At 73.9% G+C, this 17,052-nt stretch carries 12 protein-coding genes and 1 pseudogene; 6 read left to right on the forward strand and 7 right to left on the reverse strand.

Annotated elements, in window-relative coordinates; translation table 11 throughout:
• Positions 1 to 84 precede the first annotated feature (84 nt).
• From ACRYCC_RS14720 to murA, 3 genes are all read left to right on the forward strand, one after another.
• Positions 85 to 525 (forward strand): HNH endonuclease, encoded by a 441-nt coding sequence (locus ACRYCC_RS14720; protein ID WP_433812335.1) that lies wholly within the window; start codon positions 85 to 87, stop codon positions 523 to 525.
• 208 nt (positions 526 to 733) lie between these two features.
• Positions 734 to 3,967: a S41 family peptidase gene (locus ACRYCC_RS14725; protein ID WP_490885251.1), complete on the forward strand. Its 3,234-nt coding sequence runs from the start codon at positions 734 to 736 to the stop codon at positions 3,965 to 3,967.
• Positions 3,968 to 4,049: 82 nt separating this feature from the next.
• Complete coding sequence (murA, locus tag ACRYCC_RS14730; protein WP_433812339.1) at positions 4,050 to 5,351, forward strand: UDP-N-acetylglucosamine 1-carboxyvinyltransferase; 1,302 nt, start codon at positions 4,050 to 4,052, stop codon at positions 5,349 to 5,351.
• A gap of 3 nt (positions 5,352 to 5,354) precedes the next feature.
• Here murA and ACRYCC_RS14735 read toward each other — a convergent pair whose 3' ends face one another.
• Both ACRYCC_RS14735 and ACRYCC_RS14740 read right to left on the reverse strand, forming a co-directional pair.
• Positions 5,355 to 5,690 (reverse strand): YnfA family protein, encoded by a 336-nt coding sequence (locus ACRYCC_RS14735; protein ID WP_433812341.1) that lies wholly within the window; start codon positions 5,688 to 5,690, stop codon positions 5,355 to 5,357.
• Positions 5,691 to 5,919: 229 nt separating this feature from the next.
• Positions 5,920 to 6,783 carry a class I SAM-dependent methyltransferase gene (locus ACRYCC_RS14740; RefSeq protein WP_433812343.1) on the reverse strand — a complete coding sequence of 288 codons (864 nt, stop codon included), beginning with the start codon at positions 6,781 to 6,783 and terminating at the stop codon, positions 5,920 to 5,922.
• Positions 6,784 to 6,988: 205 nt separating this feature from the next.
• Between ACRYCC_RS14740 and ACRYCC_RS14745 the strand changes: the two genes are divergently transcribed.
• The gene (locus tag ACRYCC_RS14745) at positions 6,989 to 9,202 is read left to right on the forward strand and encodes a sensor histidine kinase (protein ID WP_433812344.1); all 2,214 of its coding nucleotides are present in this window, start codon (positions 6,989 to 6,991) and stop codon (positions 9,200 to 9,202) included.
• Between the two features lie 143 nt (positions 9,203 to 9,345).
• On the opposite strand, the gene ACRYCC_RS14750 is transcribed toward ACRYCC_RS14745, so the two are convergent.
• Positions 9,346 to 9,951, reverse strand: coding sequence for a response regulator transcription factor (locus ACRYCC_RS14750; protein WP_433812346.1), 606 nt, complete (start codon positions 9,949 to 9,951; stop codon positions 9,346 to 9,348).
• Positions 9,952 to 10,066: 115 nt separating this feature from the next.
• Here ACRYCC_RS14750 and ACRYCC_RS14755 point away from each other — a divergent pair.
• A pseudogene (locus ACRYCC_RS14755) lies at positions 10,067 to 10,546 on the forward strand (ABC transporter ATP-binding protein); the annotation flags it as partial.
• Positions 10,547 to 10,796: 250 nt separating this feature from the next.
• A complete protein-coding gene (locus ACRYCC_RS14760) occupies positions 10,797 to 13,322 on the forward strand; it encodes an ABC transporter permease (RefSeq protein ID WP_433812348.1) in 2,526 nt (841 codons plus the stop codon).
• A 148-nt stretch (positions 13,323 to 13,470) separates the two neighbouring features.
• Here the strand turns inward: ACRYCC_RS14760 and ACRYCC_RS14765 are convergent, their stop codons facing one another.
• The 4 genes from ACRYCC_RS14765 to ACRYCC_RS14780 form a co-directional block, all read right to left on the reverse strand.
• A complete protein-coding gene (locus ACRYCC_RS14765; protein WP_433812350.1) occupies positions 13,471 to 14,415 on the reverse strand; it encodes a hypothetical protein in 945 nt (314 codons plus the stop codon).
• 165 nt (positions 14,416 to 14,580) lie between these two features.
• Complete coding sequence (locus ACRYCC_RS14770) at positions 14,581 to 15,291, reverse strand: sensor histidine kinase (protein WP_433812352.1); 711 nt, start codon at positions 15,289 to 15,291, stop codon at positions 14,581 to 14,583.
• Between the two features lie 102 nt (positions 15,292 to 15,393).
• The gene (locus ACRYCC_RS14775) at positions 15,394 to 15,996 is read right to left on the reverse strand and encodes a TetR/AcrR family transcriptional regulator (RefSeq protein WP_433812354.1); all 603 of its coding nucleotides are present in this window, start codon (positions 15,994 to 15,996) and stop codon (positions 15,394 to 15,396) included.
• Between the two features lie 142 nt (positions 15,997 to 16,138).
• Complete coding sequence (locus ACRYCC_RS14780; protein WP_433812355.1) at positions 16,139 to 16,993, reverse strand: PaaX family transcriptional regulator; 855 nt, start codon at positions 16,991 to 16,993, stop codon at positions 16,139 to 16,141.
• Between the last annotated feature and the right edge of the window lie 59 nt (positions 16,994 to 17,052).

Below are 17,052 nucleotides of genomic sequence, written 5' to 3' on the forward strand. Positions count from 1 at the left end.
GGCCCGACACGGTCTGTTCACGTGGGTGTCCCAGGTTCGAGTCCTGGGCCGGGAGCGCTGCCACGGTGAGAGGGAGGTGGACTGATGAACGTGCTGGTTCTCAACGCGTCGTACGAGCCGTTACAGAAGGTGGATCTGCGGCACGCGATCCGGATGCTCGTGCGCGGGGTGGCCGTCGTGGAAGAGGCGGTCGAGGGCCGGACCATCGGCCACTTCCCGGTGCCGCGGGTGCTCCGGCTGGTCCGTTACGTCGCGATGAGGTGGCGGCACGGCAGCCGTCCGGCCTGGAGCAAGCGGGGCGTCTACCAGCGCGAACGCGGGCTGTGCGCCTACTGCGGCGATCGTGGCCACACCATCGACCACATCGTCCCCCAGTCCCGCGGGGGCCTTTCCACCTGGGAGAACACCGTGCTGGCCTGCGGCCGGTGCAACAACAGGAAAGGTGACCGCACTCTCGCCCAGACGGGGCTGCGGCTGCGGGTGCAGCCGCGGGTGCCGACCTGGCAGGAACTGTTCGAGCTGTGAGCGCCCGGGCCGTCGCACGGCGGCGGCCCGGCCCGGCAATGACAGGTCCGCGGTCACAGGTCGGCGGTCACGGTCCAGGAGTCACGGTACCGGAGCGCAGGACCGGCGGGCCGCGGCGGTGGCGGCCGGGATGGCGGCTGGTACGGCCCGTACCGGGCGGGATCGCGATACGGTCCCGCCACTCGGGGTCTCGACCTAGTATGACCCGGTGACGGGCGACTATCTGCGGTATCCCCATGTCCGTGGTGATCTGCTTACCTTTGTGGCTGAAGACGATGTGTGGGTGGCGTCCCTCGGGGACCGCCGGGCGCGGCGGTTGTCGGCCGACCACATGCCGGTCACCCATCCGAGATTCTCCCCGGACGGGCGGTGGGTGGCCTGGACCAGCCTGCGCGACGGCGACCCCGAGATCTACCTCGCGCCCGCCGAGGGAGGCGCGGCCACCCGGCTCACCTACTGGGGCAGCGCCAGGTCACGGGTCTGCGGCTGGACCCCGGACGGCGACGTACTGGCGATCTCCTCACAGCAGCAGCCGTTCCACCACCACACCTGGGCCTACACGGTCCCGGCCGGCGGCGGCCCACCGGTACGGCTGCCGTACGGCCCCGTCGACGACCTCACCCTCACCGGGGACCGGGCCGCGCTGCTGACGGCGGGCGCCATGGAGCCGGCCCGGTGGAAGCGCTACCGGGGTGGCGGCACCGGACGCTGCTGGACCGGACCGGCCGGGGATCCCGGGCAGGCCGTCCAGATCCTGACCGCGCTCGACGGCCATCTCGACAGCGTCCTGATCGTGGGGGACCGGATCGCGGTGCTGTCCGACCATGAGGGCACCGGCAATCTCTACTCGTGCCGCCCCGACGGCACCGATCTGCGCCGCCACACCGGTCACGAGACCCCTTCTGCACCGCCGGACGGCTGGGACGGGCGCGCCTTCTACGCCCGGCAGGCGAGCACCGACGGGCACAGCGTGGTCTACCAGGCGGCGGGCCGGCTGTGGCTGCTGGAGGACCTCGACGGCGAGCCCCGCCCCCTGGAGTTCGAGCTCGGCGGGGCCCGTCCCGCCCGGCGGCCGCGGCTGATGACCGGCCGGGACCATCTGGGAGACCTTTCCTGCGACCACGCCGGGCGGGCCAGTGCCGTCGAGGTCCGGGGCACCGTGCACTGGCTCACCCACCGTGACGGTCCCGCTCGTACGCTCACCGGCGACGGCGCGGCGCGCGCCCGGCTGCCCCGGGTGCTCGGCACGTCCGGCCAGGTCGTCTGGGTGACCGACGCCGACGGCGCGGACGCGATCGAGGTCGCCCCGGCGACCGGCCCCGAACCCGGGGCGCCGCCCCGGCGGCTGGCCCTCGGGGAGCTCGGCTCGGTGGACGAGCTCGCGGCCGCGCCGGACGGCTCCGCGGTGGCGGCCGCGGCGCACGACGGGCGGTTGCTGCTCGTCGACCTCGCCTCGGCGGAGGTCCACGAGCTGGCCGCCTCCGAGGACGGGCCGATGGGGGACCTGGTGTTCTCCCCGGACTCGGCCTGGCTGGCCTGGTCGCAGCCCGGCCCGGACCCGCTGCGGCGGATCCGGCTCGCGCGGCTGGCCGACAGGTCCGTCACCGATGTCACCTCCACCCGGTTCATCGACACCGACCCGGTGTTCACCCTCGACGGCAAGCACCTGGCGTTCCTGTCCTGGCGGGGTTTCGACCCCGTCTACGACGCCCATTTCTTCGACCTGTCGTTCCCGTTCGGCTGCCGGCCGTATCTGGTGCCCCTGGCGGCCGAGACCCCCTCGCCGTTCGCGCCGTTCGCGGACGGCCGCCCCGTCGGCGGCGACGACGACCGCAAGAAGGACCAGCAGGAGGGCGCCGCGGAGTCCCCGGCGCGGGTCGTCATCGACCTCGACGGGCTGGCCGACCGGGTGGTCCCCTTCCCGGTGGAGGAGTCCCGGTACCGCTCGATGCGCGCGGTCAAGGGCGGTGTGGCCTGGCTGAAGGTGCCGCTGTCGGGTGCCCTCGGCGAGAGCGGAGCCGAGCTCGGCGGCGACCGGCCCCGGCCGTCGCTGCACCGCTTCGACCTCGGCACCCGCTCCTCCGACGAGATCGTCTCCGCGCTCAGCTGGTTCGAGGTGAGCGGGGACGGCACCCGGATCCTGGTACGGGACCGCGGCCGGCTGCGGGTCGTCCCGTCCTCGCACCGGTCCTCGTCCTCCGACGACGAGGACGACGACACCTTCACCGTCGATCTGTCCCGGGCACGGCTGACGGCCGATCCGGTCGCGTGGTGGCGGCACGCCTACGACGAGGCCGGGCGGATCATGCGCCGTGACTTCTGGACGCCCGGCATGTCGGGAGTGGACTGGGACGGTGTCCTCGATCGCTACCGGCCGATCCTGGAGCGGGTCGCGAGCCCCGACGACTTCGCCGATCTGCTCTGGGAGGTCGTCGGGGAGCTCGGCACCTCGCACGCCTACGTGTCGCGGGTGCACTACCCGCACGAGGGCGACCCCGTCGGCCTGCTCGGCGCGGACCTGGCCCCCGACGACGAGGGACGCTGGCGCATCACGCGCGTGCTGCCGGGGGAGACCTCCGACCCGCGGGCCCGTTCCCCGCTCGCCGCGCCCGGAGTGGCCGTGCGGCCCGGTGACACGGTCCTGGCCGTCGACGGCCGCCCCGTGGAGGCCGCGGCCGGCCTGGGGCCGCTGCTGCTGGGCACCGCGGGCAAGCCGGTGGAGCTCACCATCGGTCCGGCCGGCGGCGGTGATCCGCGCCGGGTGGCGGTGGTCCCGCTGCACGACGACGAGCGGCTGCGCTACCAGGACTGGGTGGCCGGCCGGCGTGCGCACGTACGGGACCTGAGCGGCGGCCGGCTCGGCTACCTGCACATCCCGGACATGATGGGGGCCGGCTGGGCGCAGTTCCACCGGGACCTGCGCGTCGAGATGCTGAGCGAGGGACTGGTCATCGATCTGCGCGCCAACGGCGGCGGCCACGTCTCCCAGCTGGTGGTGGAGAAGCTGGCCCGGCGGGTGATCGGCTGGGACGTGCCGCGTGGCAGGCGGCCGCAGACCTATCCGGTCGACGCGCCGCGCGGCCCGGTCGTCGCGGTGGTCGACGAGCACGCGGGGTCGGACGGCGACATCATCGCCGCCGCCATCCAGTCGCTGGGACTGGGCCAGGTCGTCGGCACCCGCACCTGGGGCGGGGTCGTCGGCATCGACGGCTGGCACGGGCTGGCCGACGGCACCTCGATCACGGTGCCCCGCTACGCGACCTGGTTCGACGACCGCGGCTGGGGGCTGGAGAACCACGGCGTCGACCCCGACGTGGAGGTCGTCCCCGCCCCGGGCGACTGGGCCGAGGGCGACGACCGGCAGCTGGACACCGCCGTACGCCTGGTGCTGGACGCCCTGGAGACCCGGCCCGCCGCCATACCGCCCGAACTCCCCTCCTGATCGTTGCTTTCACCGTGATCGGGTCCTGATCAGGGGCTACGGGTGGTTGGTGATCTGGCGGGGCCACCCGTAGGCTGCGTGGGTGGCAGATCAGGTGTGGGAGATCGAACCGTCCGGCCCGCTGCGCGGAGACGTCACCGTGCGCGGCTCCAAGAACGCCGTCAGCAAGCACATGGTGGCGGCGATGCTCGGGCGCGGCCCGAGCACGATCCGCAACGCCCCCGACGTCGGGGAGGTCGCCATCACCGCGGCCATGCTCGAGCACCTCGGCATGAAGGTCGAGCGCACGAACGGCGAGATCACGATCGTGCCGGGTCCCGTCGTGGACCCGCAGGTGCCCAAGGCCTTCACCGGGCTGAACCGCATCCCCATCCTCATGCTGGGCCCGCTGCTGCATCTGGCGGGCGAGGCGTTCGTGCCGCTGGTCGGCGGCGATCCCATCGGCCGCCGTCCGGTCAACTTCCACGTCGAGGCCCTGCGCGCGTTCGGCGCCGAGGTCGACATCGCCGAGGACGGCATCCACGCCCGTGCCACCCGGCTCATCGGCACCCGCATCGACCTGCCGTACCCCAGCGTCGGCGCGACGGAGACGGTGCTGCTCACCGCGGTGCTGGCCGAGGGCAAGACGGTGATCCGCAACGCCGCCACCGAGCCCGAGATCATCGAGCTCGCGCTCTATCTCCAGCGCATGGGCGCCCGCATCGCCTTCAGCCCGGACCGGCGGATCGTCGTCGAGGGCGTCGCGAAACTGAACGGGGCGGAGATCCGGCTGGCGGGCGACCGGCTCGAGGCGTTCTCGTACCTGGTCGCGGGCCTGGTCACCGGCGGCGAGGTCCGGGTGCACGGCTGCCCGCAGGACCGGCTCGTCACCGCGGTCACCACGCTGGCCAAGATGGGCGCCCGGTTCGAGATCACCGACGACTGGATCATGGCGTCCCGTCCCGACGGGCTGCGGCCCGCCGCCGTGCAGACCGACACCCACCCCGGGTACGCCACCGACTGGCAGACCCCGCTCGTGGTGCTGTTCACCCAGGCCGACGGCATGTCCGTGCTGCACGAGACCGTCTTCGAGAACCGCCTGGTGTACGTCCCGGCGCTGAAGGGGATGGGGGCCGAGATCGAGGTGTTCGACGCCTGCCTGGGCGGCCCCGCCTGCCAGTTCCACGACAGCAACGCCGTGCACTCCGCGGTCGTCCGCGGCGTCACCAAGCTGCGCGGCGGCGACGTCACCATGCCCGACATCCGGGCGGGGTTCTCCGCCATCCTGGCCGCCGCCGTCTCCGAGGGCACTTCGACGTTGCGCGGTGTGCACCACATCGAGCGCGGCTACCACCGGCCGTTCGAGCAGTTCGCCGGCATCGGGCTGCACCTGCGGCGGCGCTGACGGTCAGGCGCCCCGCGGTGCGAACATGATGACCAGCACGCCGGCCAGGCAGATCGCGGCGCCGATCAGGTCGTAGCGATCTGGCCGGAAGCCGTCGGCGACCATGCCCCACACCAGTGAGCCCACGACGAACACCCCGCCGTAGGCGGCCAGGATCCGGCCGAAGTTCGGGTCGTGCTGCAGGGTCGCGGCGAAGCCGTACAGCCCGAGCGCGATGATCCCCGCGCCGGCGAGCCACCAGCTCCGGTGCTCGCGGACGGACTGCCACACGAGCCAGGCGCCACCGATCTCGGCCGTCGCGGCCACCGCGAAGAGCACCAGCGACCGCAGTACCGTCATGCGGTGCCGCCCGCACGGCCGCCGAGCCGGATCACGCGTTCCCCCGTTTCCCGCACGGGTGCGTCCCGTGCCGCCACGACGGCGCCCGCCGGGCGGCGTGCCCGGCGAGGCCTTCAGGTTAACGGCCAGGGTACGGCGTTCCCGTGGGCCCACCGGGCGCCTGCGGGGGAGACGGCGGACCGGAGCGGAGTTCGCCCTACCGGCCCGCCGGCCGGATCTCCGCGTGCCCTCATCCCGGTCCGCGTACGGTCGCGTGGGCGAGGCGCGAGAGTTCCGAGGGGCGGAGCGAGTCGGACCGCCTCCACAGCGCGGCGTCGATCGCCTCCCGCTGCCGTACGTGCCGGGCCGTCGCGAAGCCGGCCTTCGCCAGGAGAGCGGACATCTCGCCGGGATCGAGGAACGTCAGCCAGGGCTCGCCGCGCTCGGCCGCGACCGGTGCGACCAGCTCGGCGTAGGTCTGCCCCGCCGCGTCCCGCAGGCTCTCCGGGACCAGGTACTCCACGACGAGCTCGGTGCCGGGCGCGAAGCCGCCGACCACGGCCAGAGTGCGGCCGATGGCCTCCCGGGTGAGGTACATCGTGACGCCCAGCCAGCCGACGAAGGCGGGCCGGTCCGGATCGAACCCGTGCCGCACCAGCTCGTCCACCAGGGAGTCGGTCTCGAAGTCGACCGGGACGAAGGCCACGGAGCCGGGCACCGCGACGCCCGCGTCGCCGAGGAGCCGGCGCTTCCATCGCTGGGTCGCGGGATGGTCGACCTCGAAGACGCCGACCGCGCCGGCCAGGTCCGGCCGGTAGGCGAACGTGTCGAGTCCCGCGCCGAGGATGACGTACTGGGTCGTGCCCCGGCGGACGGCCTCGGCGAGGCGGTCCTCGGTGTGGCGCCCGCGGGTGGAGACCGCCGCCCGGGCGCCCGCCAGCACGACGTGCCCGCCGTGGGCGCGGTGGTAGCCGACGAGTTCCTCGGCCTGTTCTCCCAGCAGCGGGTACGCCAGCGGGTCGGAGAAGATCGGTGGATCGTCGTCGACGATCAGGTGGGCCGCGCGGGCAGCGGCCGCGGTGAGTGCCGTCTGGCTGGGTGTTCCGTCGTTCATCACGAAAACGGAGAATACCTATATAAATTGCTATCATATCACCTAAAAGAAATATGTATAAGTGTCATGCAGTTACAATTAAGCGACAATTCGCGGGCGGGTCGGGCGCCTTCCCGGGCAGTAGGCGTACGGACCGGCCATGCCGGGCGACATGGGACAATCGGCTCCTTACGGGGTGGGGCGAGAGGCAGTTCGGAGGACACCGGTGCGGTCGGGGCACGATCTGGAGCCACGTCTCGCCCGCGCGACCGTCGTCGTGGTCTGGGGTGGTTTCGCCTGCGTCTACGTGCTCTCGGCGCTGACCCGGGGCGCGGGCGTCCTCTGGACCGTCGGCTCCGTCGCCACCACGTTCGCCGTCTTCGGCCTCCAGCTCGCCTATGTGCTGCCCCGGCTGAAGCCGCTGCGGGGTCCATGGCTGCTCGCGGCGCAGGCGGTGCTGTGCTACCTGGCGGTGCTCGGCCTGGGCACGTCGGTGAGCATGCTCGGCTTTCTGGCCGGTTCACTGCTGGTGACCGCCGCATGGCCGGCCGCGATCCCGGTGCTGGTCAGCGCGGCCGTCGCCGCCGCGTTGTCGTCCGCATCGCCGCAGGCCACCGTGAACGTCACCATCACGGCCCTGCTGACCGCCCTGGTGATCTTCGGTCTGACCACCCTCGCCGACCGCGCGGCGGAGGTCTCCGCCGCGCGCCTGGCCCTGGCCTTGGCGGCGGCGGGCAGGGAGCGGCTGCGGATCGCGGGCGAGCTGGAGGACGGGCTCGGCCGGGACCTGGAGACCATCGCCCGGGAGAGCGAGCGCGCCCGGCTGCTGGCCGCCGGGTCCCCGCGGGAGGCGGGTGAGGTGATCGAGGAGATGCTCGGCTCCGCCCGGCGGTCCCTGGCCAAGGCGCGCGCGGCGGCTCTCGACTACCGCTCCCTGTCGTTCGCCCCCGAGTGCACGACGGCGCGGGCGCTGCTGGCGGCGGCCGGGATCCGCACGGAGATCGACCTGGGCCACACCGAACCGCTCGGGCCGGCCGGGGCGCTGCTGGCGGCCGTGCTGCGGGCGGCCGTCACCGACATCGTGCGGCTGGGGACGGCCCGGCACTGCACGATCGAGACCACCGAAGGCGACGGCACGGTCCGGCTGACGGTGACCAACGACGGTGTCCGTACGGCCGTCACCGGCGCCGAGGGCCTGGACGGCCTGAGTGCCGAGCTGGCGGCGGCCGGGGGCGGCCTCCGCGCCGAGCTCGCGCCGGACGGGCGGTTCGCCGTCACGGCGACGGTCCCGGCGACCCCCCGCAGAGTCGCCGTCCCGCGCGAGTCCGCCTACCGGCTGTCGGTCACCGTGCTCGCCGTGGTGCTGGCCGGGTCCTGTGGCAAGGCGCTGATCCTGCTCCCGCCGCACGGTCCGGAACTGGCCTGGGCCACCGGCCTGCTGGCGGCGATCGTGGCCCTCCAGCTGCGCTGGACCCGAGGTGACCGGGGCCGGCACTGGGCCGGGGCGCTCGTGGCGCAGACGGTGCTCAGCTTCCTCCCGATGCTCTGGTACGGGGAGGCGTGGCTGGGCGCCCCCGGCTTCCTGGCCGGCTCGCTGCTGCTGGCCTTCCCGCTGAGGGCGGCCGGGCCGCTGGTCGCCGCCGTGATGGCCGCGGTGGGAGCGGCCGCCGTCGCACAGTCGCTGGGCGTGGCCGAGATCGTCAACTTCGTGGTGAGCGTGCCGGTCACCGGGCTCGTGGTCTACGGGCTGGTCCGCGTGGCCCAGCTGATCAAGGAGCTGCGCGCCGCGCGGGAGGAACTGGCCCGGCTGGCCGTCGTCCAGGAGCGGCTGCGCGCCGCGCGGGACCTGCACGACCTGCTCGGCCACAGCCTGGCCGCGATCCTGCTCACCTGCGAGCTGGCCCGCAGGCTGATCGGCACCGACCCGTCACGGGCCGGCGAGCAGCTCGCCGGCGTCGCGGAGATGACCGAGCGGGCCCGGGCGGACCTGCGCGCGGCCTCCGGCGCGGACCCGGAGCTGACGCTGGAGGCCGAGGCGGCGTCCGCCCGCTCCGTCCTGGCCGCCGCGGGCATCGAGGCGCACGTCGAACTCGCGCACGAGCCGCTGCCCCCTCCGGTCGCCACGGTGTTCGGCGCGGTGCTGCGCGAGGCGGTCACCAACGTGCTGCGACACAGCGCCGCGCGCCACTGCCGCGTCGAGACCCGGTCGGAGGCGGGGTCGGTACGGCTGAGCGTCCGCAACGACGGGGTCACCCGCACGGTGAGCCGGCGGGCGGGCTCGGGTCTGGGCAACCTCACCATCCGGCTGGCCGCGGTCGGCGGAAGCCTGACCGCGCGGGCCGGCGACGACGGCTGGTTCCGGCTGGAGGCGGAGGTGGCGAGCCCCGCCGCGCCCGCGGAGCCGTCCGGCACCCTCGCCTACCTGCGCCCCGGCCGCTGAGCCCGGCCGCTGAGCGGCCGGGGCAGAGCGCGGCCGGGTGGCGGCCGGGTGGGGCGGAGCGGGCCGGCGGCATACGGGCTGGGGGCACAGGCGACCCGGCGGCGCGGCGGGCCGGCGGCACAGGGGACCGGGACCGGCGTGGCTCACAGCCAGCCGGCCTCCTGGGCGATGCGCACGGCGTCGGTGCGGTTGCGCGCGTTGAGCTTGGTGACGATGGCCGTCAGATGGTTGCGGACCGTCCCGGCGGTGAGGAAGAGCTGCGCGGCGATCTCCGGGGCCTCGGCGCCGCCGGCGGTCAGCCTGAGCACGTCGGTCTCCCGCGCCGTCAGCGGGTTCTCGGCGAGGTCCCAGGCGGTGACGGCCAGCTCCGGGTCGAGCATCCGCTGCCCGGCGGCGACGGTGCGGATCGCGGCGACGAGCCGCTCCGGCGGTGCGGTCTTGAGCAGGAAACCGGTGACCTCGGCGGCCAGCGCCCGGCGCAGGTGCCCTGGCTTGCCGTAGCCGGTCAGGATCAAGGTGCGGCACTCCGGCAGCCGTTCGCGCAGCTGGGCGGCGGCGGCGAGACCGTCCATGCCCGGCATGTCGACATCGAGCACGGCGACGTCGGGGCGGTGCGCGAGCGCGGCGGCCAGGACCGCGTCACCGCGCTCGGCCTGGGCCACCACGACGAGATCGGCCTCCAGCTCCAGCAGCGCGACCAGCGCGCCGCGGACCACGTGCTGGTCTTCCGCCAGGAGAATCCGGATCACCTGACATGTGTATCAGGGGTGCACCCATGACGATGTCATGCCCGTTCGGTGACCACGTCTCTGGTCCGCGTCGCCGCAGGTCAACAGACTTGTCGGCATGACAGACGTAGTGCGGATGAACGCCGTGAGCAAGGTCTACGGCAGGGGCAAGAGCGGGGTGGCCGCCCTGCGTGAGGTGACGACGGGCATACCGGCGGGGAGCTTCACCGCCGTGATGGGCCCCTCGGGGTCGGGGAAGAGCACGTTCCTGCACTGCGCGGCCGGGCTGGACCGGCCGACGTCGGGTTCGGTGTTCCTGGGCGGCAGCGACCTGTCGGGGATGAAGGAGACACGGCTGACCGAGCTGCGGCGGCAGCGGATCGGCTTCGTGTTCCAGGCTTTCAACCTGGTCTCGTCGCTGACCGTCACCCAGAACATCACGCTGCCGCTGAGGCTGGCGGGGGTACGGGTGGACGCGGCGTGGCTGGCGGAGATCGTCGGCCGGGTCGGGCTGGCCGGCCGTACCGGGCACCGCCCGGCGGAACTGTCCGGCGGGCAGCAGCAGCGCGTCGCGATCGCTCGGGCGCTGGTCACCCGCCCCGAGGTCGTCTTCGCCGACGAGCCGACCGGAGCGCTGGACACCGTCACGGGACGCGAGGTGCTCATCCTGCTGCGCGAGACGGTGGACACCATGAGGCAGACGGTGGTGATGGTCACCCACGATCCGATCGCTGCGGCCTACGCCGACACGGTGCTGTTCCTGGCAGACGGCCGGCTGGCCGACGCCGTCACCGCGCCCACCGCGGACGTGGTCACCGAGCGCATGGCGCGGCTGCGCACCCTCGCCGGCCAGGGGCGTCGCTGTGATGCTGGGATTCGCCCTGAGCACGCTGCGTTCCCGCAAGAGCGGTTTCGCCGGTGCCTTCCTCGCGCTGTTCTGTGCCGCGGCGCTGGTCTGCGCCTGCGGAACGCTGCTGGAGACCGGGCTGCGCGGGACCGTGCGGCCCGAGCGGTACGCCGCAGCCCCGATCATCGTCTCCGGTGACCAGAACGTGCACCAGACCATCCGTAAGAACAAGGGCGGCGGAAAGGTGAAGCTGAAGAAGAAGGCCAAGCCGCTCGCCGAGCGGGTCTGGGTGCCGGGCGACCTGGTGGACCGGCTGCGGGCGGTGCCCGGGGTCCGGTCGGTGGTCGGCGAGGTGACCTTCCCCGCGTACGTCAGCGTGGGCGGGCGTTTCGTGGCCGGGCCCGCCTCCCTGGGCCATGCCTGGGACTCCGCGGCCCTGACCCCCTTCACCCTGGGGGCGGGGCGCTCTCCCGCGGCCGCGGGCGAGGTGGTCGTCGACGCGGATCTCGCGCGCCGGGCCCGGCTGGCCGTGGGTTCCCCGGTCACCGTGCAGGCGACCGGCGCCCCCGCCGGGTACACGGTGGTCGGGGTGACGGCGCAGGCCCTCGGCAACCAGTCCACGCTGTTCTTCGCCGCCGGCGAGGCGCGGCGGCTGTCCGGGCGGACCGGGCTGGTCAGCGCGATCGGAGTCTTCCCCCGGCAGGGCGCGGACGTCCGCGCGGCGGTCGACGCCGCCGTGGCGGGCCGCCCCGCGACGGTGCACGCCGGCGGCGATCGGGGCCGGGTCGAGTTCCTGAACGCCGAGCAGGCCCGGGTGCAGCTCATCAGCATGGGCGGCGCGCTCGGCGGCACCTCGCTGCTGATCGCGATCCTCGTCGTGGTGGGCACGTTCACCCTGTCGATCCAGCAGCGGCACCGGGAGATCGCGCTGCTGCGGGCGGTGGCGGCGACCCCCCGGCAGGTCCGGAGGATGATCGGTGGCGAGGCGCTGATCGTCGGCGCGGTGGCGGGGCCGCTCGGCGCGGCGGCCGGCATCGGGCTGGGGTTCTGGCTGCGCACCCGCTTCGTGGCCTACGGCGCGATGCCCGCCAACCTCGATCTGGTGCTCGGCCCCTTCCCGGCGTTCGCCGCGGTCCTCACCACCCTGCTCGCGGCGTGGACGGCGGCCCGCGTGTCGGCTCGCCGCATCAGCCGGATCAAGCCGGTCGAGGCGTTGGGCGACGCCGCGCTGCAGCCGCCCCGGCTGGGCCGGCTCCGGCTGCCGGGCGGCCTCGTCCTCCTGGCCGGGGCGGTCGCGCTGACCATCGTGCTGACCAGGTTGACCACCGATGCGGCGTCCACTCCGGTCAGCCTGCTCACGGCGCTGGTCTGGTCGGCCGCGGGGGCGCTGCTCGGACCCGTCATCGCGCAGGCGGCCATGGCCGTGCTGGGCGGGCCGCTGCGCCTGTCCCGCGTCGGCGGATACCTGGCCGCCGCCAACCTCCGGGCCGGCGCCCGCAGGCTCGCCGGTGTGATCACCCCGCTCAGCCTGCTGGTGGCCATGGTCTGCACCATCCTGTTCGCCCAGGACACGATGGGGCACGCCGCCACGGCGCAGGCCCGCACCGGTGACCTCGCCGGTCACCGGCTGAGCAGCGCCGGGCCCGGCGTCCCCGGTGCGGCCGCGGACGCCGTGCGCGGCGTACGGGGCGTCACCGCGGTCACCGAGGTCGTGCACACCACCGTCCGGGTGGGACTGGCCAAGTACGGCGCCCAGGGCGTGACCCCCGCCGGGCTCTCGCGCACCATGGACCTCGGGGTGCGGTCCGGCTCGATGTCCCGGCTGGGTCCCGGCACCCTGGCGGTCAGCACCACGGCGGCCGCCGGTCTGGGCGTGCGTACCGGCGACCGGGTGCGGCTGACCCTCGGCGACGGCACCCGCAGCGACCTCCAGGTCATCGCGGTCTATCGGCGCGGGCTCGGATTCGCCGATCTGACGATGGCCCACGACCTGGTCGCCGCGCACGTCGACGACCCGCTCGCCTCGGCGGTGCTGATCGCGGCCCCCGGGGTCCCGGACGCCGCCCTCGCCACCGCGGTCCGGGACTTCCCGGGCGTACGGCTGCTCGACCGGGCCGCGACGCGGGCCGTCCTGACGGCCCGGGAACACGCCAACGCGCAGGTCCGCCTCGTGGCCATGGGCCTGATCATCGCCTTCACCGCGATCGCGGCCGTCAACGCGCTGAGCATGGCGACGGGCGACCGGGGCCGCGAGTTCGCGCTGCTCCGGCTGGTGGGGACCACCCGCCGGCAGGTTCTGCGGATGCTCTGCTGGGAGACCCTGGCCGTCGTGGTGATCGCGGTCGTCATGGGCACCGGAATCGGCCTGCTGACCCTGTCGGCGTTCAGCGCCGGCATGACCGGGTCGGGGGTCCCGTACGTGCCCGCGGCCACCTACCTGGCGATCGTTGCGCTCGCCGCGGCGCTGGCCCTGACCGCAACGATCCTGCCCGCCCGCCTCGCGCTCCGCAGCAATCCCGCCGAGGCCATCGGCGGGCGCGAGTAGCGGCAGGGCCCACCCGAGGGGGCGCCGCGGTCTTCAGCGATCACCGCGGCGCCCGGCGACCCGGCCCCGTCCGCCGGAGCCGGGTCGCCGGCCAGTCCGAAGCCCGAAAGCTGAAGTCGAAATCTGAAGTCCGGAGTCCGCGGTGGGTTCAGGCGCCCGCGATGACGCCGCGCACCGAGGCGCCATGGAAGGAGAGCAGGATGGTGGAGAGCCGCTTGGGGGTGACCCGGTCGGCGTGCAGGGCGAGCAGGGCCGATGAGTCGGCCCAGGCGCATATCGCCACGGTGATCCCCTGCTGCCGTACCTTCCCGCAGCGCAGCACCCCGCCGACCGATCCGGTCGGGAAGTCCTTGGGGTCGTTGACCCCGCTGCCCGAGAAGACCGAGTCGACCGCCGCCGAGGGCGAGTCGGCCAGTTCGGCGGCGGCCTCGGGCTCGTCGGCCCCGGAGAGGCCGACGAAGACCAGGTGCGACAAGCCCTTGGTATAGAGAGCGATCTTCGTCTGGGCGGAGGCGGAGTTGCCCATCTTGCGGCGCATCTCGGTGATGGACCGCTTGGCGATGCCGCCCTTCATCTGCTTGTAGCCCGCCACGGCACCGGGTATCCGCAGGGTCACGGCCGGAGCGGGCGCAGGAGAGGTCGGGACGGGGGAGCTCGGCGACGGCGTAGGAGTCGGCGCGGCGGTGGCTGGCGTGACCTCGCCGCCGGCGCGGGCGGTCGCCCGGCCGGAGGAGGCCGCCACGCCGAGCACCGCCAGCCCACCGGCCAGCAGCAGGACGGCCGCGCCGACCGACAGGCCGACGATCAGGCCGGTGTGCGACTTCCTCGGCGGCTGGTACGGCCCGTACGTCGGGAAGGGGCCGGTGGGCGGCGTGGTCTGCTGCTGCCCGTAACCGCCCGCAGGCCCGTACTCGCCCGCAGGCCCGTACCCGTGCCCGCCCGGCGGCCGGTACCCGCCCGAAGGTGCGGACCAGGCCGCCGGCTCGGTACCGCCGTCGGGGGTGGGGGAGGACCAGCCGGAATCCGGTGGCGGCGAGAACGGCCGGTGGGGGGAATTCGGGTCCGCGTCGCCCGCCGTACCGTCCTCAGCCATGACCCGTCCCCGCTCGCCCGAAAGTTCCGAAAACGTAGCGTATCGGGATGTGCGAAAGTTTCGATCATGATTTTCGCCGGCGCCGGGTCGCGGCGGCCCCGCCGCCGGGTGCCTGTGCCCACCTCCGTGCCGTGGCCCCATCGACCGGGGTTCGCACGGCCCGGGTCATAGGTCCGCCGGGGGGTCGCATCGGGGCACGCGCAGGACCAGGCGGGCTCCGCGCGGGCTGTCCTCGACGGCCAGCGAGCCTCCGTGGGCCTGCGCGAGCCGGCGGGCGATCGCCAGGCCGAGACCGGCGCCACCGGTCGCACGGCTGCGCGCGGCGTCCAGCCGGGTGAAGCGGCCGAAGACCTTGTCGCGGTGCTCGGCGGGGATCCCGGGGCCGTCGTCGATGATCTCCACGACCGCCGTGCGGTCGTCGGCCCGCACGATGACGGTGATCTGCGAGGTGGCGTGGCGATCCGCGTTGTCGAGCAGACCGGCCAGCAGCCGGGTCATCCACGGATGGTCGCAGTCGGCGAACACCCCCTCGCACAGCTCCGTGACGACCGTGCCCATGCGTGCGCAGCGGCTCACCTCGGCGGCGACCAGCCGGGCGAGGTCGGCGGGCTGACGGGTGAGCGGTGCACCGGCGTCCAGCCGGGTCAGGACCATCAGGTCGGTCACGAGCGTCTGCAGCCGGTCCACGCCGGCGAGCACCGCCCGCGCCACCTCCTGCCAGTCGGTGTCGTCCGGGTGGAGCAGTGCCTCCTCCACCTGGGTCCGGATGGCCGCGATCGGGCTGCGTAACTCGTGTGAGGCATCCGCGGTGAAGCGCTGTAACCGTTCGCAGGCCTCCGCGGAGGTCGCCGCCGAATCAGCGGCTCTCATGGACATAGTGCGACGCTAATCGACAAGTCTGTCTAACTTGGCAACTTAGACAGACTTGTCTGTTCAAATTAGGACAAGTGGGTCAAAAGCGGCCGGTGGTGCAGCGCATCAGTGCCCGGGCAGGTGGCGGCCGGGGCCGGCCGAGGCGTCGAGCAGCGCCACGGCGGCGTCGCGGGCCACGTCGGCGGCGCGGGGGTTCCGGTCCAGCCGGGCCGCGACCGTCGCTCCGTCGTACAGCAGCACCAGCTGCGCGGACAGGCGCTCCGGATCGGCGTACCCGGCCGCCTCCGTGAGCTCTGCGAACAACGACCGCACCCAGGCCCGGAACTCGTCGCACGCCTGCTCGACCGTGCTTCCGGGGCGGGCCTCCCCGCTGGCGTTGATGAACGCGCACCCGCGGAAGCCCGGCTCGGCGAACCACCGGCCGAGCGAGTCGAACATGGCCAGCAGACGCTCCCGGGGTGTCCGGTATCGCTCCGCGAGCTCCTGTGCGATGCGCTCCTTCCAGAGCGCGTGGCGCCCGGTCAGGTAGGAGCGGACGAGTTCGTCCTTGCTGCCGAAGGTGTTGTAGAGGGTCCCCTTGGCCACTCCGGCACGTTCGATCACACGGTCGATGCCGACGGTGCGCACGCCCTCTTCGTAGAACAGCTCGTCGGCGGCGGCCAGCAACCGAGCCCGGGCCGACGGCCGCTCCGAAGTGCTCCTGGCCATGACCTGACAGTAACAGCTGGACCTCTCCGGCAGCCGTCTCTGAACAGACCAGTCTGTTCAAGACTTGGCAAGGGATCCGCGCGGGCCGGAACGGGCGCGCACGGCGCGGGATCGGGCCGGGCGGCGGTGCGCGGAGCCCGGCTCAGGCTCCGCGGATCAGGGCCTCGAAGCCGGCCCGGGCGGGCCCGGCGAGGCAGGTGTGCAGCCGCTGGAAGGACCGGGCGGATCGCGCGGCCGGCCAGTCCTCGGCCAGGTAGGTGGCGGGCAGCCCGGGGTCGGTCCGCAGCAGGCGGATCCAGTCGGCCAGCAGCGCCGCGAGGGCGGGCAGCGCGCCGCCGGGCTCAGGGGCCGCACCGGCCCAGCGGCCGAGGAACTCCTCGTGTGCCGCGCGGATCTCGACGAGGTTCCACGCGCGGCGTACGAGCAGGTCGAGCCGGGTCGGGGGCAGCGGCCGGCCCGCGAACGCGCCGAAGGACGCCTCGGCCGCCTCCGCCAGGTCGAGCCCGCCGAGGATCTCCAAGGGGTCGACGGTGCCGGGTGCGATCCACAGGCCGTCACGGACGGGGCCGAAGCCCGCCCAGGCGAGGCGCGAGCGGACCTGGTGGCGCAGGTCGCGATGGGTCTCGGGCAGCGTGAACGACAGCAGCGTCCACTCGCCATCGGCACGGCCGAACGGTTCGGGGGAGAAGATGCGGCCCGCACCGTGCCTCAGCACCCGGCGACCGGCGGCGCTGATCTCGTACACGGCCTCGCGCCCCTGCCTGCCACGGGTGAGCAGGCCACGGTGGGTCATCCGGTTGAGCGTGGCGCGGGCGGCCACGTCGGTGACGCCGAGGCGGCCGAGCACGTCGAGGAAGACCCGGGAGGGCAGCGGCTCGGGATGGCGGTCCAGCACCATCTCGCCGAGCAGGGCGAGCAGCAACTGCTGCGGGCGGGGCCGGCCGGTGGGCCCGGTCTCCGGCCGGGCCTCGGGCGTACGGGCTGCCCGTGGCGGCATGGGCGGGTCCTTCCGGGTCGCGGGTGCGGGGGAGAGGCGAGGATACGGAATGATTTATT

The organism is Actinomadura scrupuli (genome assembly GCF_050971785.1).
GTDB classification, from domain to species: domain Bacteria; phylum Actinomycetota; class Actinomycetes; order Streptosporangiales; family Streptosporangiaceae; genus Actinomadura_E; species Actinomadura_E scrupuli.

What these genes read in the sequence shown, in the direction of transcription:
- ACRYCC_RS14720 (WP_433812335.1), top strand. Translation starts at nt 85, where the DNA reads ATGAACGTGCTGGTTCTCAACGCGTCGTACGAGCCGTTACAGAAGGTG.
- ACRYCC_RS14735 (WP_433812341.1), bottom strand. Translation starts at nt 5,690, where the DNA reads ATGACGGTACTGCGGTCGCTGGTGCTCTTCGCGGTGGCCGCGACGGCC.
- ACRYCC_RS14740 (WP_433812343.1), bottom strand. Translation starts at nt 6,783, where the DNA reads ATGAACGACGGAACACCCAGCCAGACGGCACTCACCGCGGCCGCTGCC.
- ACRYCC_RS14760 (WP_433812348.1), top strand. Translation starts at nt 10,797, where the DNA reads ATGCTGGGATTCGCCCTGAGCACGCTGCGTTCCCGCAAGAGCGGTTTC.
- ACRYCC_RS14765 (WP_433812350.1), bottom strand. Translation starts at nt 14,415, where the DNA reads ATGGCTGAGGACGGTACGGCGGGCGACGCGGACCCGAATTCCCCCCAC.
- ACRYCC_RS14770 (WP_433812352.1), bottom strand. Translation starts at nt 15,291, where the DNA reads ATGTCCATGAGAGCCGCTGATTCGGCGGCGACCTCCGCGGAGGCCTGC.
- ACRYCC_RS14775 (WP_433812354.1), bottom strand. Translation starts at nt 15,996, where the DNA reads ATGGCCAGGAGCACTTCGGAGCGGCCGTCGGCCCGGGCTCGGTTGCTG.
- ACRYCC_RS14780 (WP_433812355.1), bottom strand. Translation starts at nt 16,993, where the DNA reads ATGCCGCCACGGGCAGCCCGTACGCCCGAGGCCCGGCCGGAGACCGGG.